Annotated in this window: 15 protein-coding genes and 1 pseudogene; 2 read left to right on the top strand and 14 right to left on the bottom strand. The window is 63.2% G+C overall.

Annotated elements, in window-relative coordinates; all coding sequences use genetic code 11:
* The first annotated feature begins 10 nt into the window (after positions 1–10).
* The gene (locus ACFI9K_RS04300) at positions 11–631 is read left to right on the top strand and encodes a TetR/AcrR family transcriptional regulator (protein ID WP_283316680.1); all 621 of its coding nucleotides are present in this window, start codon (positions 11–13) and stop codon (positions 629–631) included.
* 112 nt (positions 632–743) lie between these two features.
* Here the strand turns inward: ACFI9K_RS04300 and ACFI9K_RS04295 are convergent.
* The 9 genes and pseudogenes from ACFI9K_RS04295 to ACFI9K_RS04255 all read right to left on the bottom strand — a co-directional run bounded on the left by ACFI9K_RS04295 (position 744) and on the right by ACFI9K_RS04255 (position 11,674).
* Positions 744–1,895: pseudogene (locus ACFI9K_RS04295) on the bottom strand (NDMA-dependent alcohol dehydrogenase).
* Between the two features lie 22 nt (positions 1,896–1,917).
* Positions 1,918–3,621, bottom strand: coding sequence for an amidohydrolase (locus ACFI9K_RS04290; RefSeq protein ID WP_283316681.1), 1,704 nt, complete (start codon positions 3,619–3,621; stop codon positions 1,918–1,920).
* 86 nt (positions 3,622–3,707) lie between these two features.
* Positions 3,708–5,114 (bottom strand): aldehyde dehydrogenase family protein, encoded by a 1,407-nt coding sequence (locus ACFI9K_RS04285; protein WP_462662384.1) that lies wholly within the window; start codon positions 5,112–5,114, stop codon positions 3,708–3,710.
* 35 nt (positions 5,115–5,149) lie between these two features.
* Positions 5,150–5,953 (bottom strand): HpcH/HpaI aldolase family protein, encoded by an 804-nt coding sequence (locus ACFI9K_RS04280; protein WP_462662383.1) that lies wholly within the window; start codon positions 5,951–5,953, stop codon positions 5,150–5,152.
* Positions 5,938–6,723, bottom strand: a complete 786-nt coding sequence (gene hpaH, locus ACFI9K_RS04275; protein WP_462662382.1) for a 2-oxo-hept-4-ene-1,7-dioate hydratase — start codon at positions 6,721–6,723, stop codon at positions 5,938–5,940. Before hpaH ends, ACFI9K_RS04280 begins: the two co-directional genes overlap by 16 nt.
* 34 nt (positions 6,724–6,757) lie before the next feature.
* Positions 6,758–7,909: a 3,4-dihydroxyphenylacetate 2,3-dioxygenase gene (hpaD, locus tag ACFI9K_RS04270; protein ID WP_462662381.1), complete on the bottom strand. Its 1,152-nt coding sequence runs from the start codon at positions 7,907–7,909 to the stop codon at positions 6,758–6,760.
* A gap of 30 nt (positions 7,910–7,939) precedes the next feature.
* Positions 7,940–9,472: a 5-carboxymethyl-2-hydroxymuconate semialdehyde dehydrogenase gene (hpaE, locus tag ACFI9K_RS04265; RefSeq protein WP_462662380.1), complete on the bottom strand. Its 1,533-nt coding sequence runs from the start codon at positions 9,470–9,472 to the stop codon at positions 7,940–7,942.
* A gap of 37 nt (positions 9,473–9,509) precedes the next feature.
* Positions 9,510–10,229: a GntR family transcriptional regulator gene (locus ACFI9K_RS04260; protein WP_462662379.1), complete on the bottom strand. Its 720-nt coding sequence runs from the start codon at positions 10,227–10,229 to the stop codon at positions 9,510–9,512.
* Positions 10,178–11,674 (bottom strand): fumarylacetoacetate hydrolase family protein, encoded by a 1,497-nt coding sequence (locus ACFI9K_RS04255; RefSeq protein ID WP_462662378.1) that lies wholly within the window; start codon positions 11,672–11,674, stop codon positions 10,178–10,180. Before ACFI9K_RS04255 ends, ACFI9K_RS04260 begins: the two co-directional genes overlap by 52 nt.
* Positions 11,675–11,801: 127 nt before the next feature.
* Between ACFI9K_RS04255 and ACFI9K_RS04250 the strand changes: the two genes are divergently transcribed.
* Positions 11,802–13,706, top strand: coding sequence for an FAD-binding monooxygenase (locus ACFI9K_RS04250; RefSeq protein WP_462662377.1), 1,905 nt, complete (start codon positions 11,802–11,804; stop codon positions 13,704–13,706).
* A gap of 67 nt (positions 13,707–13,773) precedes the next feature.
* On the opposite strand, the gene ACFI9K_RS04245 is transcribed toward ACFI9K_RS04250, so the two are convergent.
* The 5 genes from ACFI9K_RS04245 to ACFI9K_RS04225 form a co-directional block, all read right to left on the bottom strand.
* On the bottom strand, positions 13,774–14,859 hold the full coding sequence (locus ACFI9K_RS04245) for an S-(hydroxymethyl)mycothiol dehydrogenase (RefSeq protein WP_462662376.1): 1,086 nt from the start codon (positions 14,857–14,859) through the stop codon (positions 13,774–13,776).
* A 45-nt stretch (positions 14,860–14,904) separates the two neighbouring features.
* Entirely contained in the window at positions 14,905–16,317 is a 1,413-nt protein-coding gene (locus tag ACFI9K_RS04240) for an MFS transporter (RefSeq protein WP_462662375.1), read from the bottom strand.
* A 161-nt stretch (positions 16,318–16,478) separates the two neighbouring features.
* Complete coding sequence (locus ACFI9K_RS04235) at positions 16,479–17,801, bottom strand: NAD(P)/FAD-dependent oxidoreductase (RefSeq protein WP_462662374.1); 1,323 nt, start codon at positions 17,799–17,801, stop codon at positions 16,479–16,481.
* Positions 17,743–18,081, bottom strand: coding sequence for a 2Fe-2S iron-sulfur cluster-binding protein (locus ACFI9K_RS04230; RefSeq protein WP_283316705.1), 339 nt, complete (start codon positions 18,079–18,081; stop codon positions 17,743–17,745). The genes ACFI9K_RS04235 and ACFI9K_RS04230 overlap by 59 nt, the downstream gene beginning before the upstream one ends.
* Before the next feature lie 31 nt (positions 18,082–18,112).
* Positions 18,113–19,303 (bottom strand): cytochrome P450, encoded by a 1,191-nt coding sequence (locus tag ACFI9K_RS04225; RefSeq protein ID WP_283316706.1) that lies wholly within the window; start codon positions 19,301–19,303, stop codon positions 18,113–18,115.
* Between the last annotated feature and the right edge of the window lie 57 nt (positions 19,304–19,360).

The raw sequence follows: 19,360 nt of genomic DNA, 5'->3' as shown, positions 1-19,360 counted from the left end.
AGCGTGCCCCATGACGGACCGGTCCGAGCGCCCCATGGGCGGCAGGGCTATCGCCCGCCAGGCGGTACGCGCTAGCCTGTCCGACGCAGCCCGCGAACTTTTCGAAGAGCGCGGCATCGAGGGCACGAGCATCGAGATGATCGCCTCGGCGGCCGGTGTCGCCAGCCGCACCTTCTACCGGCATTTCGAGTCCAAGGAAGACCTCGCGATGGCGTGGCTCGACGACCCGGGCCCGACCTTCCGCTCGGTACTGCAACAGCGCCCGGCCGACGAGCCGATCTGGCTCGCTCTGCGGCGCGCGTTCGACCCCGTCCACGACCCGTCGAGCCGATTCGCCGAGCAGATGCGGATCAGCGCCGAGATGGCCTATTCATCTCCCGCCCTCATGAAGCGCATCCGCGACCGAGTCTTCGACTGGGAGGTACTGCTGTCCGACGTGATCTTCGAACGGCTCCCTGAGCCGCGGTCGCACCGAGACGCCGAACTGCTCGCGGCCTGGGCATTGAGCGCTCTACGGGTCGCCTTCGAGCGGTGGCGCGAGGAGAACGACCTGTCACTCGAGCTGCTCGGACGCCGGCTCGACGACGCCTTCGAGGCCGCAACCACCCTGCTGGTCTCACGTCCCTCATGACTGAATGCCGCTCGACCGACCGTGGCCCCGGCTCCGAGCGACGAATCTGTTGGGCCTCAATCGAATCAGTGAGTCGCCACGTTTCCGTGTCCCTGATGCAGTCGAGAACACATCAGTCGTCGAAAACAATCACACCTCGGATGTTCTTTCCGGCGTGCATGTCTTCGTAGGCCTCGGCAACCTGGTCGAGCGTGTACTCTGCGGTGATCAACTTGTCGAGCTCGAGCTGTCCCCGTAGATACATCCTTGCCAGGTTCGGAATATCCCGGCGCGGGTTCGATTCGCCGAAAAGCGATCCCTGCAGCCTTTTTTGCATCAGGGTCAGATCGCCCAGCAGGACCGGGGCTCCTGCTGCGGTGATGTGATGTTGCTGCGCGGCAGGAACACCGTCGGTCTCCGAGGCCGGTCAGCACGACCGTACCTGCTTTGCGAATGGAATCGAGCGCCTCGGCGACGTGGCCACCGTCGATGCGGCCTATCGTGATGATGGTCGCGTCGGCGCCCTGGCCGTTGGTGAGCGACCGTGCGTATTCGGTGGCCTCGGCCATGGTCTCGAATGTCGCGGTGGCACCGAACTGTGGTGCCATCTTCAGCTTGAACGCCACCGGGTCGACGGCGATGACGTTGGTCGCGCCCGCGAATGCGGCTCCCTGCAATGCATTTGCGCCGATGCCACCGATGCCCATCACGATTACCGTATCGCCGGGCCGGACACCCGCGGAGTTGACAGCGGATCCGAAGCCGGTCGGCACCCCGCAGCTGAGCAGGGCGGCCGGCTTCAATGGCAGGGACTTGTCGACCTTGACCACCGATGCCGTCGAGGCAGTGGTGTACTCGCTGAAGGTGGATATGCCGCACTGCTGCCCCACGGGTTTGCCGTCGAGGTGCATACGGAAACTGGTGGGATCGTCGGCGCGAGTTCCGGTGAGCAGCGAAGCTCCGAGGTCACACAGGTTGGACAGTCCGCGGGCGCAGAATTCGCAGCGTCCACACGCCGGTAGGAACGAGAACACGATGTGATCGCCGACCTCGAATCCTGGGGTGTCCGGACCGACGGCCTCGATTATTCCGGCACCTTCGTGCCCGCCTGCGTACGGATAGACACGACCGGGACGTCGCCTGTTGCGGCGTGGTCGTCGGAATGACACAGTCCAGCGGCGACCATTTTGACGGTCACTTCGTTCTGCCGTGGATCGTCCAGCTCGACCTCGATGGTCTCGTACCGGCCGGGTGCCTCTCGAAGGACGGATGTACGGGTGGTGATGGGCATGATTTCTTCCTTTCGATCAGACTGCGGATGGCGTTACTCGGGAATGACCGTGCTGTGAGCCGTGACGTCCGAAGACCAGTTCGCCGGCGAACCACGTCTGCTGCGAGGAGAGCGTGACCAGATCCGAAGAGGCCACGGCGAAGGGGTTGTTGTTCAAAATCGTGAAGTCGGCTGATTTGCCGACAGCGAGTGAACCTGTGACGGCGGCCAGTCCGGTGGCCTTCGCTACCCCGATCGTGTAGATGTGCAAGGCCTCGTCGAGCGTCAAAGCCTGTTCCGGCCAAAGGGTTCCGGGGTGAAGCCCGGATGGGTCGGCCCGCGTGACCAACCCCTGTATTCCGATCCAGGGGTCTGGGCTCGGCATCACGGGCCAGTCCGATCCGCCTGCCATGACGACGCCGAGGTCCAGCAGTGTGCGGTTCGGGCACATCCGTCGCGCGCGGTCGCGGGGAACGCACCGGCAGATGGCCTCGAGGATGACGCCGGGGAACCACAGGGGCGGAGACAGATCGGCGATGATGCCGAGTGTGGCCATGCGGGGTAGGTCGTCGTCGGCAATGTACTCCCCGTGTGCAATCTGAACGACGGTGTCAGCGTGTCCGTGGTCGCGTATGACGGCTGTCGCGTCGAGCACCATCCGTACGGATCCGTCTCCTGTGCAATGGACTTTGGCACCTAGTCCCCGCCGCGCGACCTCCAGGAGCCATTCGGTCAGTTCGGCTTGCGACATCGTGCTCTCACCGAACCACTCGGTGTCATCGCTCTCGACAGGCAAGTACGGCTCGAGCAACAACGCCGTGCGGGAGGTGGGTACTCCGTCCAGGAAGATCTTCACGAAGTCGGGTCGGTGATGCTCCGTGCGGTACCGAACCGCAGCGTCGAGGAGCGGCATGCCGACCGGGCTCGTACCGAAAATCTTGTCGTTGATCTGTGCGGAGGTCACGACCCAGGCTCGCAGCTCACCACGTCCATCGAGAGTGGCGAGTGCTTGCATCATCGGCAGGGAAGCGGCCGCGTCCTGGAAGTGGGTGATACCGAAACTGTGCAACGTCTCGATGGCGTGGGCGCAGCTCGCGGCATCGAGATCCGTCGCGTCCGATTGGGTTGCCGCATAGGCTCGTTCGACGGGGGTGAGGGCGGCTTCGATCAACACGCCCACCGGCTTCGACGACGGTGCGACTCGCACGATACGGCCACCGTCCGGGTCTTCGGTGTCGGAGGTGAGACCCGCCAGAGACATCGCTCGGGTGCTGACCCACCGATTGTGGCAACTGTCGTCGCGCAGCATGACCGCTCGGCCTCCCGCGGCCTCGTCGAGTCGGTCCAATGCTTCGAGAGAGGACACCGCATCGAGCAGGTGGCTTCCCCACCCGCCGCCGACGACCCACGCGTTGTCGTCGAGCTTCTCGGCCCAGGCTGCGATCGATGCGAGCACCTCATCGAGATCGGCGTTTCCGTCGAGTTGTAGCTCGACCAAGCTGGCTCGGCCGGCCAGCAGGTGATGGTTGTGAACATCTCCGAAGCCAGGCATCAGAAAGGCACCGCCGTGGTCGACGATCTGCTCGTTGCCGGCCAACTCCTCGGGGGTGGGATCGATCGCCGTGATCACGCCATCGCGGACGAGCAGGCTGGAGGCCGTGGGGCGGTCGGCGTCGGCAGTCCAGATTGTTGCGTTGGTGTGTAGCCGGCCGGCTCGGCTTTCGACAGTGGGATCAGACATAGGGGCTCCAAGATCATGTCAGGAAGGCGAGAATGCCGATCGCCGCTCTGCAATGCATGCCGAGATCGACGATCGGTCTGGGTCTGTCAGCCGCTGATAACTTGTGGCGCTGACACGGATTTCAGCCCTTCGACACCGAACTCCAGTCCGTAGCCCGACATTTTGACACCACCGAACGGGACCATCGGATGGATACCGCCATGCTTGTTGATCCACACAGTGCCTGCTTGTATTCGCGCGGCAATCTTTCGGGCGGCGTCGCGGTCGGAACTCCACACCGAAGCGCCGAGGCCGACATCCAATCCGTTCGCGAGTTCGATTGCCTCGTCGACAGTTTCGTACCGAATGATGGGTAGGGCAGGCCCGAATTGCTCCTCCGTTACCAGGGCGTTGTCGGGTGCGATGTTCGACACCAGGGTGGTGGGGTAGAAGTGCCCGGGTGCATCGGCGTCCGGTGTACCGCCGACCAGTATGGTCGCACCGGATTCCCGGGCGCGTTCGACGAGGTTCGCCACGATGTCGTACTGCGCCTTGTTCTGCAGTGGCCCCAGCACATTGTTCTCGTCGAGTCCGCGGCCCATCGGCATCGATCTGGCGACGGCAGCGAGTTCGGTGCAGACCTCGTCGTAGACATCGGTGTGCACGTACAGTCGCTTGAGGGCAGCGCAGGTCTGTCCGGTATTGATGAAAGCACCCCAGAAGAGTTCCTCTGCAATGGCTTTGGGGTCCACGTCCGGAAGGACGATGCCGGCGTCGTTGCCGCCGAGTTCGAGGGTGAGCCGCTTGATCGTGTCCGCGGAACTCTTGATGATGGACTGCCCGGTACGGGTGGAGCCGGTGAACATCAACTTGTCGATGTCGGGGTGGGAAGACAGTCGCGCACCCAGGTCTCCTTCGCCTGCGACGACGGTCAGGACGTTCTCTGGAAGTACCGAGTTGATGACCGCGACGAGCGCCAGGACACTCAGCGGGGTGTACTCCGACGGTTTGACGACGGTGGTGTTGCCCATGCGCAGTGCCGGCGCGATCTGCCACACGGTGATCATCATCGGCCAGTTCCACGGCCCGATCGCGCCGACGACCCCGAGCGGTCTGTAGTACATTTCGGCGCTACCCTCGTCGCCGTCGAGCAGCACCTGCACAGGAAGTTCCGTTGTCGCAGTGGCGCGCAGCCACGTAGCGCAGGCACCGACCTCGAAGCGGGCGTTGGGTCCGTTGAGCGGCTTGCCCTGCTCACGTGACAGCAGCTCCGCGAGCGGTTCGGTAGCTGCGTCGATGGCATCGGCGGCCTGCAGTAACAGGCCAGCGCGGTCTTCGTCGGAGCACGCCGCCCATGCGGGTTGCGCTGCTTTCGCGCGAGCAATAGCGGCGTCGAGCACCTCGACACCCTCGAAGCGGGCTTTGCCGACGACCTCTCCGGTTGCGGGGTCGAAGATTTCGCGTCCGTTGGGGTCGGCGATCTCGCTGAGAAGTGAATCGAATGTGATGGTCACTGTCTGTCCTTTCGGGCGGCGAACTGGCTTGGGGATCAGTAGCTGGCGCGCGCGCTGTGCGCCGATGGATCGATGTAGCGCTGAGCGAGGGCCTCGGAACCCCGCGCCAAGATTGCGGCGTCGGCACCGACGAGCAGGAACTGCGCGCCGTCCTCGGCGTAGGAGTCGGCACGGTCGGGATCGAAGGCGTTGACTCCGAACGGCTTTCCGGTGGATGCGATCGCCGCGAACCCATCGTTCACGGCGGCTACGACATCGGGGTGGTTCTGCTGTCCGAGTAGTCCCATCGAGGCGGACAGATCGCTGGGTCCGAGGAAGGCGCCGTCGATCCCCGGCGTTCCCGCGATAGTCGCTGCGTTGGATACCCCTTCGGCCGTCTCGATCTGGACGAACACGGACACGTGATCGGCTCCGTTCGCCAGATAACCCTCGACCCGATTCCAGCGCGCAGAACGTGCCAGCGCACTGCCGACACCGCGCCGCCCCACTGGCGGGTACTGGGCGGCGGCGGCCACCTCGCGTGCTTGCTCGGCCGTCGAGATCATCGGGACCAGGATGTTCTGAGCACCCAGGTCCAAGACTTGCTTGATGATCACCGCGTCGGCGACGGGTACTCGCACCACCGGGGTCACGGGGTAGCCAGAAATCGCGTAGAGCTGTGCGAGAACGGATTCGAGACCGTTGGGGGCGTGCTCCATGTCGATGAGCACCCAGTCCAGGCCCGAGCCGGCCATGATCTCGGCGGCCACCGGTGAACCTGTGGTGATCCAGCCGCCGTACAGCGGCCGATCCGCCTCCGCCAACGCATCCCGAAAAGTCTTGTTCAGTCGAAGCGGCATGAGATCGTCCCCATCGGTCCGTAGTCGGCGAGCACGCTGTCGCCCTTCTGCACCCACATCGGGCGGGTGAACGAGCCGGCCAACACGATTTCACCCGCTTCGAGGCGATCGTCGTGCTGAGACAACTTGTTGGCCAACCACGCCACCCCCATCGCTGGGTGATTCAACACGGCGGCGGCAACCCCGGACTCCTCGATCGTCTCGTTGCGGTAGAGCAGCGCCGATATCCACCGCATGTCCACCGCCGTTGGGTCGGTCGGGTTGCCGCCGTACACGAGCCCACCCAGTGCCGAGTTGTCGCTGATCGTGTCGACGATTGTGCGTCCGTCCATCTCGATCCGCGAACTCAGAATTTCGAGAGCGGGTACGACGTACTCCGTTGCTTTCAGAACGTCGAAGATCGTTGCGTGGGGACCCGACAGTGGGCTGCCGAGGACGAAGGCGAGCTCGACTTCGATGCGCACGTTGGAAAAGCGTCCGTGCTCGATCACCGAGCCGTTGTCGAAGACCTGATCGTCGAAGATCGCGCCGTAGTCGGGCTCGGTGATGCCGGTCGCGACCTGCATCACCTTGCTCGTCAGACCGATCTTGCGTCCGACCAGGCGTCGACCTGACTCCACCTTGCGTTTGCGCCACTCGTTCTGCACCGCGTAGGAATCCTCGAATGTCATCTCGGGATAGCGTGCGGTCAGTCGCGGGATCATCGTCCGCGTTCGTTCCGCCTCTTCGAGCTGGTCTGCGATCGCGGTAACGGTGTTCGGGTCGAGCATGGATTCTCCTGTGCCGTCGAGGAATGAGTTGTCACTACAGCTGTGCGCCGAGCTTGAACTCGCCCTTCTTCCAATCCGGCATCTCGTCCGTGTCCTCTTTGCGGGTGTACGAGAATCCGTCCGCACCGATGGTGACGGCCATTTCGGAATCGTCGGTTCGTGCGATCACGGGCTTGGGGTTGCCGTCGAGGTCCAGGACGATCGATGCGTCCGTGTACCAGCTGGGGACGACGGGAGTGCCCCACCAATCGCGCCGCTGATTGTCGTGCACGTCCCAGGTGACGACCGGGTTGTCGGGATCGCCGGTGTAGTAGTCCTGGGTGTAGATCTCTATGCGATGGCCGTCGGGGTCACGCAGGTAGAGGTAGAAGGCGTTCGAGACGCCGTGGCGTCCGGGTCCACGCTCGATGTGGTCGGACATCCGAAGTGAGCCGAGTTTGTCGCAGATGGCGATGATGTTGTGCTTCTCGTGCGTGGCGAAGGCGACGTGGTGCATCCGTGGTCCGTCGCCCCCGGTCATTGCGGTGTCGTGCACTGTGGACTTACGTCGCATCCAGGCTGCGAATGTCGTGCCGGCTTCGTCCTGAATGTCCTCGGTGACGCGAAAACCGAGGTCTTCCATGTAGGCCACGGCGCGGGGGACGTCGGGAGTCACCTGGTTGAAGTGATCCAGTCGGACGAGCGCACCGGGGGTATAGAGGTGGTAGTGCCAGGCGAGGCGCTCGACATGCTCGACGTCGTAGAAGAACTCGTACGGGAAACCGAGGGGATCTTCGACTCGCACCGAATCACCGATTCCCTTGTTGTACCCGTTGGGGTTCCGCTCTACACGACAGCCGAGTTCGGTGTAGAACGCGACGGCCTTGTCGAGATCCTGCGGGCTGCGTACACGGTAGGAGAACGCTGCTACCCCGGCGACCGGCCCCTTGCGCAGTACTAGGTTGTGATGAATGAACTCCTCGAAGGATCGTAGGTAGACGGCATTCTCGTCTTCCTTGGTCACCACGAGGTCGAGTACGTCGACGTAGAACTTGCGCGAGCGCTCGAGGTCGGTGACAACCAATTCCATGTAGGCGCAACGCAGTACGTCCGGGGGAGTGGCCTGCGGGGTGGGGACCGGGTCGGCCGAGCGGACGCGGCTGCTGCGTGTCACGACGGGCTCGGGGGCATCGGGGGTGATGGTCATGTCATGGTCCTTGTCGAAAGATGAAGGGAGTCAGTGCTTGTCGGAATCTTTTTTGCCGAAGGTCGGGTTGTGTACCTCGCCGAGCGTGATGTGCACGGCCTGCTGCTGGGTGTAGAAGTCGATGGAGCGGTAGCCGCCCTCGTGCCCGAGCCCCGAAGCCTTGACGCCACCGAACGGGGTGCGTAGGTCGCGCACGTTGTTGGAGTTGAGCCACACCATGCCGGCATCGATGGCCTGGGCGAAGTTGTGCGAGCGCTTGAGGTCGTTGGTCCAGACATAGGCTGCGAGACCGTATTTGACACCGTTCGCCAGTTCGAGAGCTTCGTCGTCGGTGTCGAACGGGGTGATCGCCACGACCGGTCCGAAGATCTCTTCCTGGAAGATGCGGGCGTCGGGTGCGACATCGGCGAACACCGTCGGGGTCACGAAGTTGCCCTGATCGAAGCCTTCGGCCCGGCCGCCGCCCGCAACCAGGCGCGCTTCGGTCTTACCGATCTCGATGTAGCTCATCACCTTGTCGTAGTGCTCCGGGTGCACCAGCGCACCGACCTCGGTCGCGGGATCGTGCGGGTAGCCAACCTTAACCCGCTTCGCTTGTGCTGCATAGCGTTCGACGAACTCGTCGTAGATGGACCGTTCGACGAGAATGCGACTTCCCGCGGTGCAGCGTTCGCCGTTGAGAGAGAACACACCGAAAATCGTGGCGTCCACAGCGGCCTCGAGATCGGCATCTGCGAACACGATGGCCGGGCTCTTGCCGCCCAGTTCCATCGACAGACCCTTGAGGAAGGGCGCGGCGTTGCCGAAAATGAGCTGACCCGTGCTGGATTCACCGGTGAACGAAATCAAGGGAACGTCGGGATGCTTGACCAAAGCGTCGCCCGCGTCCTCACCGAGACCGTTGACAAGGTTGAACACACCCTCCGGCAGGCCGGCTTCCTCGAAGATGCCCGCCCACAACGATGCCGACAGGGGAGTGAACTCGGCGGGCTTGAGAACAACGGTGTTCCCAGTGGCCAACGCGGGGCCCAGCTTCCACGATTCGAGCATGAACGGGGTGTTCCACGGGGTGATCAGCCCGGCGACCCCGATAGGCGTGCGGTTGACGTAGTTGATCTGCCGCCCTGGCACCTTGTAGGTGTCGTCGGACTGCGCCACGATGAGGTCGGCGAAGAAACGGAAGTTCTCGGCGGCGCGGCGAGCCTGACCCAGAGCCTGGGTGATGGGGAGGCCGGAGTCGAAGGATTCGAGTTCGGCCAGCCGTGCGTCGCGTGATTCGACGATGTCGGCGATGCGGTGCAGGATGCGTGAGCGTTCGCGCGGGAGCATCCTCGGCCAGGGGCCGTCCTCGAACGCGGTCTTGGCGGCCTCGACAGCTCGGTCGACATCGGCTTTCTTGCCGGCGGCGGCCTGCAGGTAGACCTCATTGGACACCGGGTCGAGAACGTCGAAAGTGTCGCCGTCGATCGAATCGACGAACGCACCGCCGATGTAGTGCTGGATCTTGCTGGGAAGGTCGGTGGGGACGTGGCGTTGTGCCTGTTCGGCGACAGTGTTCGTCATGAATGCTCCAATGTCGGGACCGGTTGTCCGATCTGATTCAGTAGGCCGGTAGGCCGATGGTTTCGTCAGGGTGCTCGTGGACCAGGTAAGCGTCGAGCGTTGCGGATCGGTGTCGTCGAGCGGCCTTTTCGATTTCGCCTAGGGGCGCACCGATTTCGATGAGCCGCACGATGTTTTCGTGTTCGTGCACCGACTCACGTGCGCGACCGGGAACGAACGCGAATGTCGATGCACGCAAGTGCCCGAGGCGGCCCCACTCGGCTTCGACGAGTGTCAGCATTCGCGGGTTTACACACTTCGAGAACAGGATCTCGTGGAATTGCTTGTTCAGCGACGTGAACAGATGGGGATCGAAGTCATCGAGAGACTCGATCATGCGTTCGTTCACCACCCGGGCACGGCGTATGTCGTCTTCGGACAGTCGACGCGCGGACATGGCCGTGGCTGCGCCCTCGAGAATGCTCAAACTCTGCATGCTGTAGCGATATTGAGTGTCGTCCACCATCGACACGTGGGCTCCGACGTTCCGCTCGAACGTCACCAGCCCTTCCGCTTCGAGCTGTCGGATCGCCTCACGAACCGGAACGACACTCATGTCGAGATCCTTCGCGATCGAGCCGAGTACGAGGCGGTAGCCGGGCGTGTATTCCTGCCGCGCTATCCGGTCCTTGATGTAGTGGTAGGCGGCCTGCGATTTGCTCTGTGTCACTGGGAAACTCCCTGATCCATACGCCACTGCTCGTACTTGCGCTTCCATTCCGCATTCGGTGGGAAGAGCCCGTCGAGTGGATGTCCGGCCGCGACCTGGTCGGCAACCCACGCGTCCTGCTCTTCCTGAGCGAGCGCCTCGTCGACCACTTCCTCGGCCAACGCCGGCGGAATCACGATCACCCCGTCGCTGTCGCCGACGATGACGTCACCGGGCTGCACCGTCGCTCCACCGCAGGCGACGGTCAGGTCGAAATCCCAGGGGACGTGTCGGCGGCCCAATACTGCGGGGTGGGCGGTCGCGGCGAACACAGGGAGACCGATCTCGGCTACGGCGTCGCGATCGCGAACTCCTCCGTCGGTCACGACGCCGACGGCGCCGCGGGATCGGGCCCGCAGGGCGAGGATGTCGCCCAGAGTGCCGGAGCCGAGTTCTCCGCGGGCCTCGATGACGATGATCTCGCCGTCGTTCACCGCGTCGAACACTCGTTTCTGTGCGTTGTATCCACCGCCGTGGCTGACGAACAGATCTTCTCGATTGGGTACGAACCGCAGAGTCCGGGCCGTTCCGACGATCTTGTCGCTGGGAGTCAATGCGCGAACACCCTCGATCGACACGTTGTTCAGTCCACGTTTGCGGAGCTGGGCCGACAGTCCCGCCACCGGCACCCGGGCGAGCTTGTCTCGCAGTTCTACGCTCAATCCTGTTCGAGGCAGGGTGATTCCGGCTGCTTCGGCCGATCCCCACGCGTCTTCGCGCTGAGTATCGTCCGCGGCCGGCAGCGAGCCGAGTGAGCCGTCGAAGGCGACGTCGCCCTGAGTGACGGTGGTGACGAGGCGACCGGATGTGGCCTTCTCGTCGATTGCGCTCACCTCGACCTCGACGACGTCGCCGGGAACAACGACCGAGGAGCCGGCGGGTGTGCCGGTGAGGATGACGTCGCCGGGTTCGAGGGTGAAATGCTGCGACAAGTCGGCTATCAGTTGGGGCAGCGTGAAGATGAGGCCGGCCGTGGTGTCGTCCTGCGCGACGGTTCCGTTGACCCACGTGCGTATTCGCAGGGCGGCTGGGTCGACCGACCGGGCGTCGATGACGTTGGGTCCGAGTGGGGTGTAGCCGTCTCCGCCCTTGGAACGGACGTTGGATCCCTTGTCGTTGGCGCGCAGATCGTAGAGGCCGAAGTCGTTGGCAGCCGTGATGCCCGAGATGTGACTCCAGGCGTTCTCTGCCGATATCCAGCGCGCTGTCGCCCCGATGATCAGGGCGATTTCGCCCTCGAAAGCGAGAAGTTCGGTGCCTGCGGGCCGCTCGACGGTCTCGCCTGTGAATCCCACGGAACTCGACGGCTTGAGGAAGTAGGACGGATGAGCCGGGCGGCGACCCCGCTGATCTGCTCGCGATGCGTAGCTCAGGTGCACCGCGATGATCTTCCCGGGCCTGGTCAGTGAGCTGCTCGACTCGATGACGGCAGCATCGCGGCTCTCGGTCTTCATGTTCCTCCTCGATAGCGACCCTTGCATCATATCTCAGATCGTATACGATAAGTGATGCAGATCGCAATGAGTCCCTGAAGTGCTCCGAAGCACTCGAGCCCGTATGAGAATCGGAGAAGGTCCCGCAATGCAATTTCACCACCATGGTTATGTCTCCGGTGACCCACGTGTCCAGCAAGCCTCGGGCATCGGTATCGACCGGCCGGACGAGCTTCCCGAGTACGTCGATGTGCTCATCGTCGGCACCGGACCGGCTGGAATGATCACGGCCGCACAGCTTTCCCAGTTTCCCGGTGTGACAACGCGAATCGTCGAGCGGCGTGCAGGACGGCTCGCTATCGGACAGGCCGACGGGATTCAGGCTCGTAGCGTCGAGACCTTCCAGGCGTTCGGGTTCGCAGATCGCATCACGGCCGAGGCCTACCGGATCACCGAAATGGCCTTCTGGAAGCCCGATCCCGAGGACGCATCGAAGATCGTGCGCACCGCGCGTACACCCGACGACGCGACCGGAATCAGTGAGTTCCCGCACTTGATCGTCAACCAGGCCCGTGTGTTGGACTACTTCGCCGAGGTCATGGCTCTGTCGCCCACTCGGATGACGCCGGATTTCGGCTACGAATTCTGCACGCTGGAGATCGGGGAGGGCGACCACCCCGTCACGGTCACGCTCGGACACACCGGCGGCAGTCGAGTGGGACAGAAGCGAACAATCCATGCCAAGTATGTCGTCGGCTCCGACGGTGCACGCAGCGCTGTACGCGACACGATCGGATGCACGCCGATCGGAGACAAAGCCTTCCATGCCTGGGGTGTGATGGACGTTCTCGCCGTCACCGACTTTCCCGACATTCGTCTCAAGTGCGCCATCCAGTCCGGCTCGGGCGGCAGCATCCTGCACATCCCACGCGAGGGTGGCCACCTGTTCCGCATGTACGTCGATCTCGGTGAAGTAGCCGAGGACGACAACGGCAAGGTACGAACGACCAGCATCGATCAGATCGTCGCGCAGGCCAACGAGATTCTGCATCCCTACACCCTGGAGGTGAAAAACGTTGCCTGGCACAGTGTCTACGAGGTCGGTCACCGCGTGACCGATCGCTTCGACGACGTGCCGGCCGATCAGGTCGGGATGCGCATCCCGCACGTCTTCATCACCGGCGATGCCTGCCACACCCACAGTGCCAAAGCGGGGCAGGGAATGAACGTGTCCATGCAGGACGGGTTCAATCTCGGCTGGAAACTCGGGCATGTGCTCGAAGGCCGCGCGCCCGAGAGCCTGCTCGCGACCTATACCGCCGAACGTCAGGTCATTGCGCAGAATCTGATCGACTTCGACAAGCAGTGGTCGGCCATGATGGCGAAGCGCCCGGAGGACTTCGACAATCCATCCGAACTCGAGGAGTTCTACGTCAAAACCGGAGAATTTCCGGCAGGCTTCATGACCGAGTATCGGCCGTCGATGATCATCGGTGACACCACCCACCAGAATGTGGCCATAGGATTCCCGGTGGGCAAGCGTTTCAAGTCGGCACCGGTGGTGCGAGTGTGCGACGCCAATCCGACACATCTCGGTCACCACCACCGTGCGGATGGGCGCTGGCGAATCTACGTTTTCGCCGACGCGGCAGCCGCCGGCCTTCATTCGAACAGCGTCGTGTTGAACGAATTGTCCTCGTGGCTCCGCGAATCGCCCGAGTCGCCGATTGTGCAGTTCACCCCGCAGGGGACCGACGTCGACAGTTCCTTCGACGTCAAAGTGATCTATCAGCAGGGCCACGTCTCGGTCGACATCGGCGCGGTGGATCCCGTTTTCCTCCCCATCAGAGGTCCGTTCGGACTCGTCGATTACGAGAAGGTCTTCGCAACCGATCCGCATATCGACATTTTCACCGAGCGCGGAATCGACCGCGACGGCGCAGTCGTGGTGGTCCGTCCCGATCAGTATGTGGCCCAGGTCCTTCCACTCAGCGCAACCGACGAGTTGGCGACGTTTTTCGCCGGCAACATGCTGTCGCGCGGCGTCGTCTGATGCGGCACCGGCAGTGACAGGGTTGTGCAAATGTCGGATTCGTCGCCCACGATGTTCTCGACCTCCGCTACAGCACAATCACAGAACGCAGGACTTCGCCGGCCTTCATCTGGTCGAAGGCGTACTCGATCCGATCCAGTGTGATCCGCTCGGTGACGAACTTGTCGAGCGGCATTCGACCTTGCTGGTATAGGTCCACCAGCATGGGAAAGTCGCGTTCGGGCAAGCAGTCTCCGTACCACGACGATGTGAGTGATCCACCGCGCGAAAAGAAGTCGATCAACGGCATCTCGAGCGTCATATCCGGCGTCGGAACCCCGACGAGAACCACCGTTCCGGCCAGATCTCGCGCATAGAAGGCTTGCTTCCATGTCTCCGGGCGTCCGACCGCGTCGATGACGACGTCGGCTCCGAAGCCGTCGGTCAGCTCCTGCACCGCCGTGACGGCGTCGACCCGAGAGGCGTCGATCGTGTGAGTCGCCCCGAGTTCGGTTGCCCAGGCCAGCTTCTTCTCGTCACGGTCCACCGCGATTATTTTGGTGGCTCCAGCGAGTCGCGCACCGACGATCGCGGCATTGCCGACGCCTCCGCACCCGATGACGGCGACGCTGTCTCCGCGGGAGACACCTCCGGTGTTGACCGCGGCACCGAGCCCCGCCATGACGCCGCACCCGAGAAGCCCGACGACGGCCGGATCGGAGTCGGGATCGACTTTGGTGCACTGTAACTCGTGCACAAGGGTCTTCTCGGCGAATGCTCCGATTCCCAAGGCCGGAGTCAGCTCGGTGCCGTCGACGAGTGTCATCTTCCGCGATGCGTTGAAGGTGTCGAAGCAGTGCCACGGCCTGCCTCGCTTGCACGCTCGGCACGCACCACAGACTGCACGCCAGTTGAGTACTACGAAGTCGCCCACTGCCACGTGGGTCACGTTCTCGCCGACGGTCTCCACGACGGCCGCGGCCTCGTGGCCGAGTAGAAAGGGGTATTCGTTGTTGATACCGCCGTCCCGATAAGCCAGGTCGGTATGGCACACACCGCACGCCAGAACCTTCACCACGACATCTCGTGGTCCCGGATCCGGTACGTCGACGATTTCGATCGAGGTGGCTTTGCCCGGAGCCGTGGCTACTACGCCACGTACCTGTTGTCCCACAGTAGATCCCTTCGTAGGTGTCGTGAGTGTCGAAATGGACTGCAGTCAGACCTGAGGGGATCGGGCTTGCTTACGCATCTGCTCGACCCGCACCGGAGCTCGGCGCGAATCGAAAATTGTTGCGCCGACCTCCTGTTCGGCCTGGTTCTCGATCCCGAGTGCGATGCCTGTTCGGTCGCGCAGCACAACCGTGGCCGCGATGGCCAGGAGGAACATGGCGATGAGATAGACCCCGACGGCGTAGATGCTTCCGGTAGCGCCGACGAGCGCGGTGGCGATGGTCGGTGCGAACGCACCGCCGATGACCGCACCCAATGCGTAGGAGATTGCGATGCCGGAAAAGCGGACCGAGGCCGGAAATATCTCCGAGTACCAGGCAGCCTGCGGCCCGTACGACATTCCGAGTCCGAAGGTGAACAGTGCAAGTCCGAGGAACAGCAGCCAGATATTTCCGGAGTTCACGAAGAAGAACATTGGAAACACCGTCACCACAAGGCCGGCGTATCCGATCAGGTAGGTGCGCTTGCGGCCGATGCGGTCCGAGGCGTATCCGGACAGATAGATGAAGATCGCCCAGAGAGCTGCCGATGCCGTGATGGCAAGTAGCACTGGAGTGCGTCCGAGGCCGACAGGTCCGTCGGGCTTGGTCGCGTAGCTGGTGATGAACCCACCCGTGGTCATGTATCCGGCGGCGTTGTTGCCCGCGAAGACCAGAGCGGCAAGGATCACCAGCAGCCAGTGCTTACGGAACAGCTCGACGAGGGGCAGTTTGGTCTGTTGCCTGCGATCCGCGATCTCGCTGAAGACCGGGCTCTCGTCGATCGACCTACGAATGAAATAGCCCACGCCGATCAGGACGAAGCTGAGGAGGAACGGAATTCGCCAGCCCCATTCGACGAACTCGTCTCCGGGAGAAATCACGCCGGTCATCAGAGCAGTCATGCCGGCGGCCAGCAGCATGCCCAGTGGGACACCGAGTTGGGGGAACGCACCTGCGCGGCCTCGTCGGTTGTCGGGGGCGTGCTCGACCGCCATGAGAACGGCACCGCCCCATTCACCACCGGCGGATATACCTTGGACGATGCGAAGTACGAGCAAGAGGATCGGCGCGAGGATGCCGGCTGTCTCGTACGTGGGCAGCAATCCGATCAGGCTGGTTGCTCCTCCCATCAGCAGAAGGGTGAGAACGAGCATCGCTCGGCGACCGATCCGATCACCGAAATGTCCGGCAAGTACCGCGCCGAACGGGCGAAACACGAAGCTGATACCGACCGTTGCGAACGACAACAGAAGGCCGAGTTCGGTTCCTGCAGGTGCGAAGAACACCTGCGAGAACACCAGTCCCGCAGCGGTACTGTAGATGAAGAAGTCGTACCATTCGATCGTCGTTCCGACGACCGTTGCCATCGCGACGCGGCGCTGAGTGGCCGCCCGCGTAGGGGAGTGTGAAGTGCTCATGTCGAGTTTCTCCGATGTTCGGTCGAGAATTCCAAGGGGCGAGTAATGCGACGAGACCGCGGCCCGAAGGCCGGGCAGAGATCCGTACAACGGCGCGGTGTCACCGACAGGAGGCAGCCACTACCTGCGGGACGGTTCGGCAACCGTGGCGCGATAGGTCGTCATGCCGAGGTCTTCCTCGAGGGGGCCGAATCCGGTTGTGCAGCAAACCTCTTCAGGTTGAAGGTGGGGTCGTCGAGAAGGATCGGATCGGGCGACCGCGCAGAAGCGAGCAGAGCCCGCGCAGCAATGTGGTCGGCAGGACGGTTGATGGACTCCACCGCAGCGAGACGGCCGTTTCGGTAGCAGCAGACGGAGAATCGTCCGGTCGTCGGGTCGCCGCAGAGAACCGCGGTGTCGTCGGGAAGACGAACTCCGGCGATCTGGAGCTTCAGCGCGCCTTGATGGCTCCAGAACCAGGGCACTTCTGCACCGCAGTTATCGTCACCGAGTATCACTGCGGCAACACGTCTGCCGTGGTCGGTTGCGTTCTGCACCGATTCGAGGCGAACACGGGTACCGGTGTGGAGGCTGGGATAGTTCGCGCAGTCACCGATCGCGTACACGGCGGGGTCGTTCGTGCGGAGGAAATCGTCGACGACAATCCCGTTGGCCACGGGGAGATCTGCTGCGGCAGCCAGTGCGGTGCGGGGTATCGCACCGATACCGACGATCACGAGATCCGCCTCGTAGTGCTCTCCGGTCTCGGTCTCTGCGCCGACCACTCGTCCCTCGCGTCCGGTGAAAAACGAGACCACCTCTTCCGTGTGCACGTGCGTGCCGGCTTGTCGGTGTACTGCTGTCACGTGATCGGACGTGTATCGCGATACCGCGCGTGACAACGGCCGGTCCGTTGCTTCGAGGACAGTGACATTCGCTCCCTGCGCCCGGGCGGCGGCCGCCACCTCGAGCCCTACGAAGCCCGCGCCGACCACGAGAACATTTCGTGCCTCGTGCAATTCGCGTCGCAATGCGTCGGCATCGGCGAGCGTACGCAGGGTATGAATTCCTGCCAGCTCGCTTCCCGTGATGTCGAGCGACCGGTTTGCCGCGCCCGTTGCCAGGATCAGAGAGTCGTAGGGCAGAACGTCACCGTCATCGAGGCGCACGGTGCGGGCGGTGCGGTCCACCGATGCGGCGCTCACACCTGTGCGCAGAACGATTCGTTGTTCGGTGAAGAACCTCTCGGCTCTCAAGGGAAGTGGGTCGATCGAGCCGCCGGACGTCAAGTGGCCCTTGGACAGCGGCGGCCGCTGATACGGCAGTACCGGCTCGTCGCCGATGACTGTCAGTGTCCCGATGTGGCCACGGGCGCGCAGGGAGTCTGCAGCCTGGATGCCGGCTTGACCGCTTCCGACGATGACTACCCGAGCGCCCTTCGCGTCGTCAGATCTGTTGTGCGGGAACATCGACTTCGATTTCTTCGAGGCCACCTGCGGTGCCACTGTCGAACGTGATTTGGCAGCCGAGTCTGCTGCGCCGTTCGTCTCGGGGTGCGGCAACGCACTCGAGCATTTCTTCCTCGTCCTCACTGATCGCACCGAGAGCATCGAGGTACGGCTCGCGTACGTACACGTGGCAGGTGGCGCACATGGCCTGTCCGCCGCATTCACCCACGATGCCCGGTACGCCGTTCTGTACTGCTGCGCGCATCACGTTCGAGTCTGCGTCCGCATCGACGGTGTCGGTCGCGTTGTCGGTGTGGTGAAAAATTACCTTGGGCATCGGTACTCCTCCGTAGTAAGGGCGGTGTTTTTCAGGACCATTGCACCGGCAGGGCGGTCACGCCTCGGAATACCCAGCCGCCCAACGTCTCCGGGCGCTGCGGATCGAGGCGCAGATCCGAGAATTCGCGGAAGAGTGCGGGCAGCGCGACCCCCACCACCGATGCTCGTGCCACCCAGGCACCGGCGCAGAAGTGCTGACCTCCGCCGAAGGCGAGGTGTGGCTTCTTGGGTCGGTCGATGTCGTAGGACTCGGGGTCGACGAATACCTCGGCGTCGCGGTTTGCGGCACCGATGACCACTCCGAGGCGTGCCCCGCTCGGTAGCGCCATGCCGGCGAGCTCCGTGTCGGTGGTGACCTCGCGTGGATACATGCTGATCGGTGCCACCCATCGAATCGATTCCTCGAAGGCGTCGGACCAACGGTCGTTCGCCACCACGTCTGCACGCTGGGCAGGGTGCGAGAGGAGGGCCCACACTGTTGTGGCGATCGCGTCCCGTGGTTCGTTCAGGCCTCCACCGATGGCCATCTTGAGGTTTGCGCGAATCGACTCGAGCGGCATCGAAGTGCCGGCCAATTGACCGAGCAGGCTGGCGTCGGGATCGGCGCGTAGAACGGCCAGCATCTCGTCGACCGCCGCGTCCACTTCGTTCGAGGATCGAGCCGCGTGTGCCCAGACAGATGGGTCGTCGGCATAATTGCCGGTCCCGTCGATCAGTGTCTGTGACCAGCGCTGCAGGTCGGCCTGAGTCGCGTTGCGGAAACCGAGAACCTCGCGAAGGTTCTCCGCCGCGAACGGTGCTGCGAATTCCTTCACCAGGTCTGCGCCGCTCCCCGCATCGCGAAGCCGATCGAGGTACGTTGCGGCGTTGCGAGCGAATGCGGCATTCCAATGTTCCTTGATTGCTTTGGGTCGCAATGTTCCACCCAGGGAACGGCGCTCGGTGTCGTGCTCGGGGTTGTCCTTGCGAAGCATGCTGTGGCCCATCGACCGCTTCATCAACGACCCCGCTTCGTCAGCGGAGAAGCGGGCAGGATCGAGTTCGATCGTGTGGCACGCGTCGTACCCGATCACCAGGTACCGGTTCACCGCCGGAACCCAGTGGATGGGCGCACTTTGTCTCAGTGTGCGGTAGATGGGATACGGGTCGGCGTACAGGTCCGGGATCGTGACCCAGTCTGCTGTTGGGATATCAAGGCTTGCAGCCACTTTCGCGGTCATTGTCGATTCGCCTTCCGTGATGAGTCGATTCGACGAGTATGACCTGCACCACATCAA

Source organism: Rhodococcus sp. PSi06, assembly GCF_054960675.1.
The sequence above is the reverse complement of the archived record's forward strand: the minus strand, read 5'-3'. Positions and strand labels throughout refer to the sequence as shown.

Excerpts from the sequence above, each read along its gene's own strand:
- ACFI9K_RS04300 (WP_283316680.1), top strand. The coding sequence starts at position 11 with ATGACGGACCGGTCCGAGCGCCCCATGGGCGGCAGGGCTATCGCCCGC.
- ACFI9K_RS04290 (WP_283316681.1), bottom strand. The coding sequence starts at position 3,621 with ATGTCTGATCCCACTGTCGAAAGCCGAGCCGGCCGGCTACACACCAAC.
- ACFI9K_RS04280 (WP_462662383.1), bottom strand. The coding sequence starts at position 5,953 with ATGCCGCTTCGACTGAACAAGACTTTTCGGGATGCGTTGGCGGAGGCG.
- hpaH (WP_462662382.1), bottom strand. The coding sequence starts at position 6,723 with ATGCTCGACCCGAACACCGTTACCGCGATCGCAGACCAGCTCGAAGAG.
- hpaD (WP_462662381.1), bottom strand. The coding sequence starts at position 7,909 with ATGACCATCACCCCCGATGCCCCCGAGCCCGTCGTGACACGCAGCAGC.
- hpaE (WP_462662380.1), bottom strand. The coding sequence starts at position 9,472 with ATGACGAACACTGTCGCCGAACAGGCACAACGCCACGTCCCCACCGAC.
- ACFI9K_RS04260 (WP_462662379.1), bottom strand. The coding sequence starts at position 10,229 with ATGGAAGCGCAAGTACGAGCAGTGGCGTATGGATCAGGGAGTTTCCCA.
- ACFI9K_RS04255 (WP_462662378.1), bottom strand. The coding sequence starts at position 11,674 with ATGAAGACCGAGAGCCGCGATGCTGCCGTCATCGAGTCGAGCAGCTCA.
- ACFI9K_RS04250 (WP_462662377.1), top strand. The coding sequence starts at position 11,802 with ATGCAATTTCACCACCATGGTTATGTCTCCGGTGACCCACGTGTCCAG.
- ACFI9K_RS04240 (WP_462662375.1), bottom strand. The coding sequence starts at position 16,317 with ATGAGCACTTCACACTCCCCTACGCGGGCGGCCACTCAGCGCCGCGTC.
- ACFI9K_RS04230 (WP_283316705.1), bottom strand. The coding sequence starts at position 18,081 with ATGCCCAAGGTAATTTTTCACCACACCGACAACGCGACCGACACCGTC.
- ACFI9K_RS04225 (WP_283316706.1), bottom strand. The coding sequence starts at position 19,303 with ATGACCGCGAAAGTGGCTGCAAGCCTTGATATCCCAACAGCAGACTGG.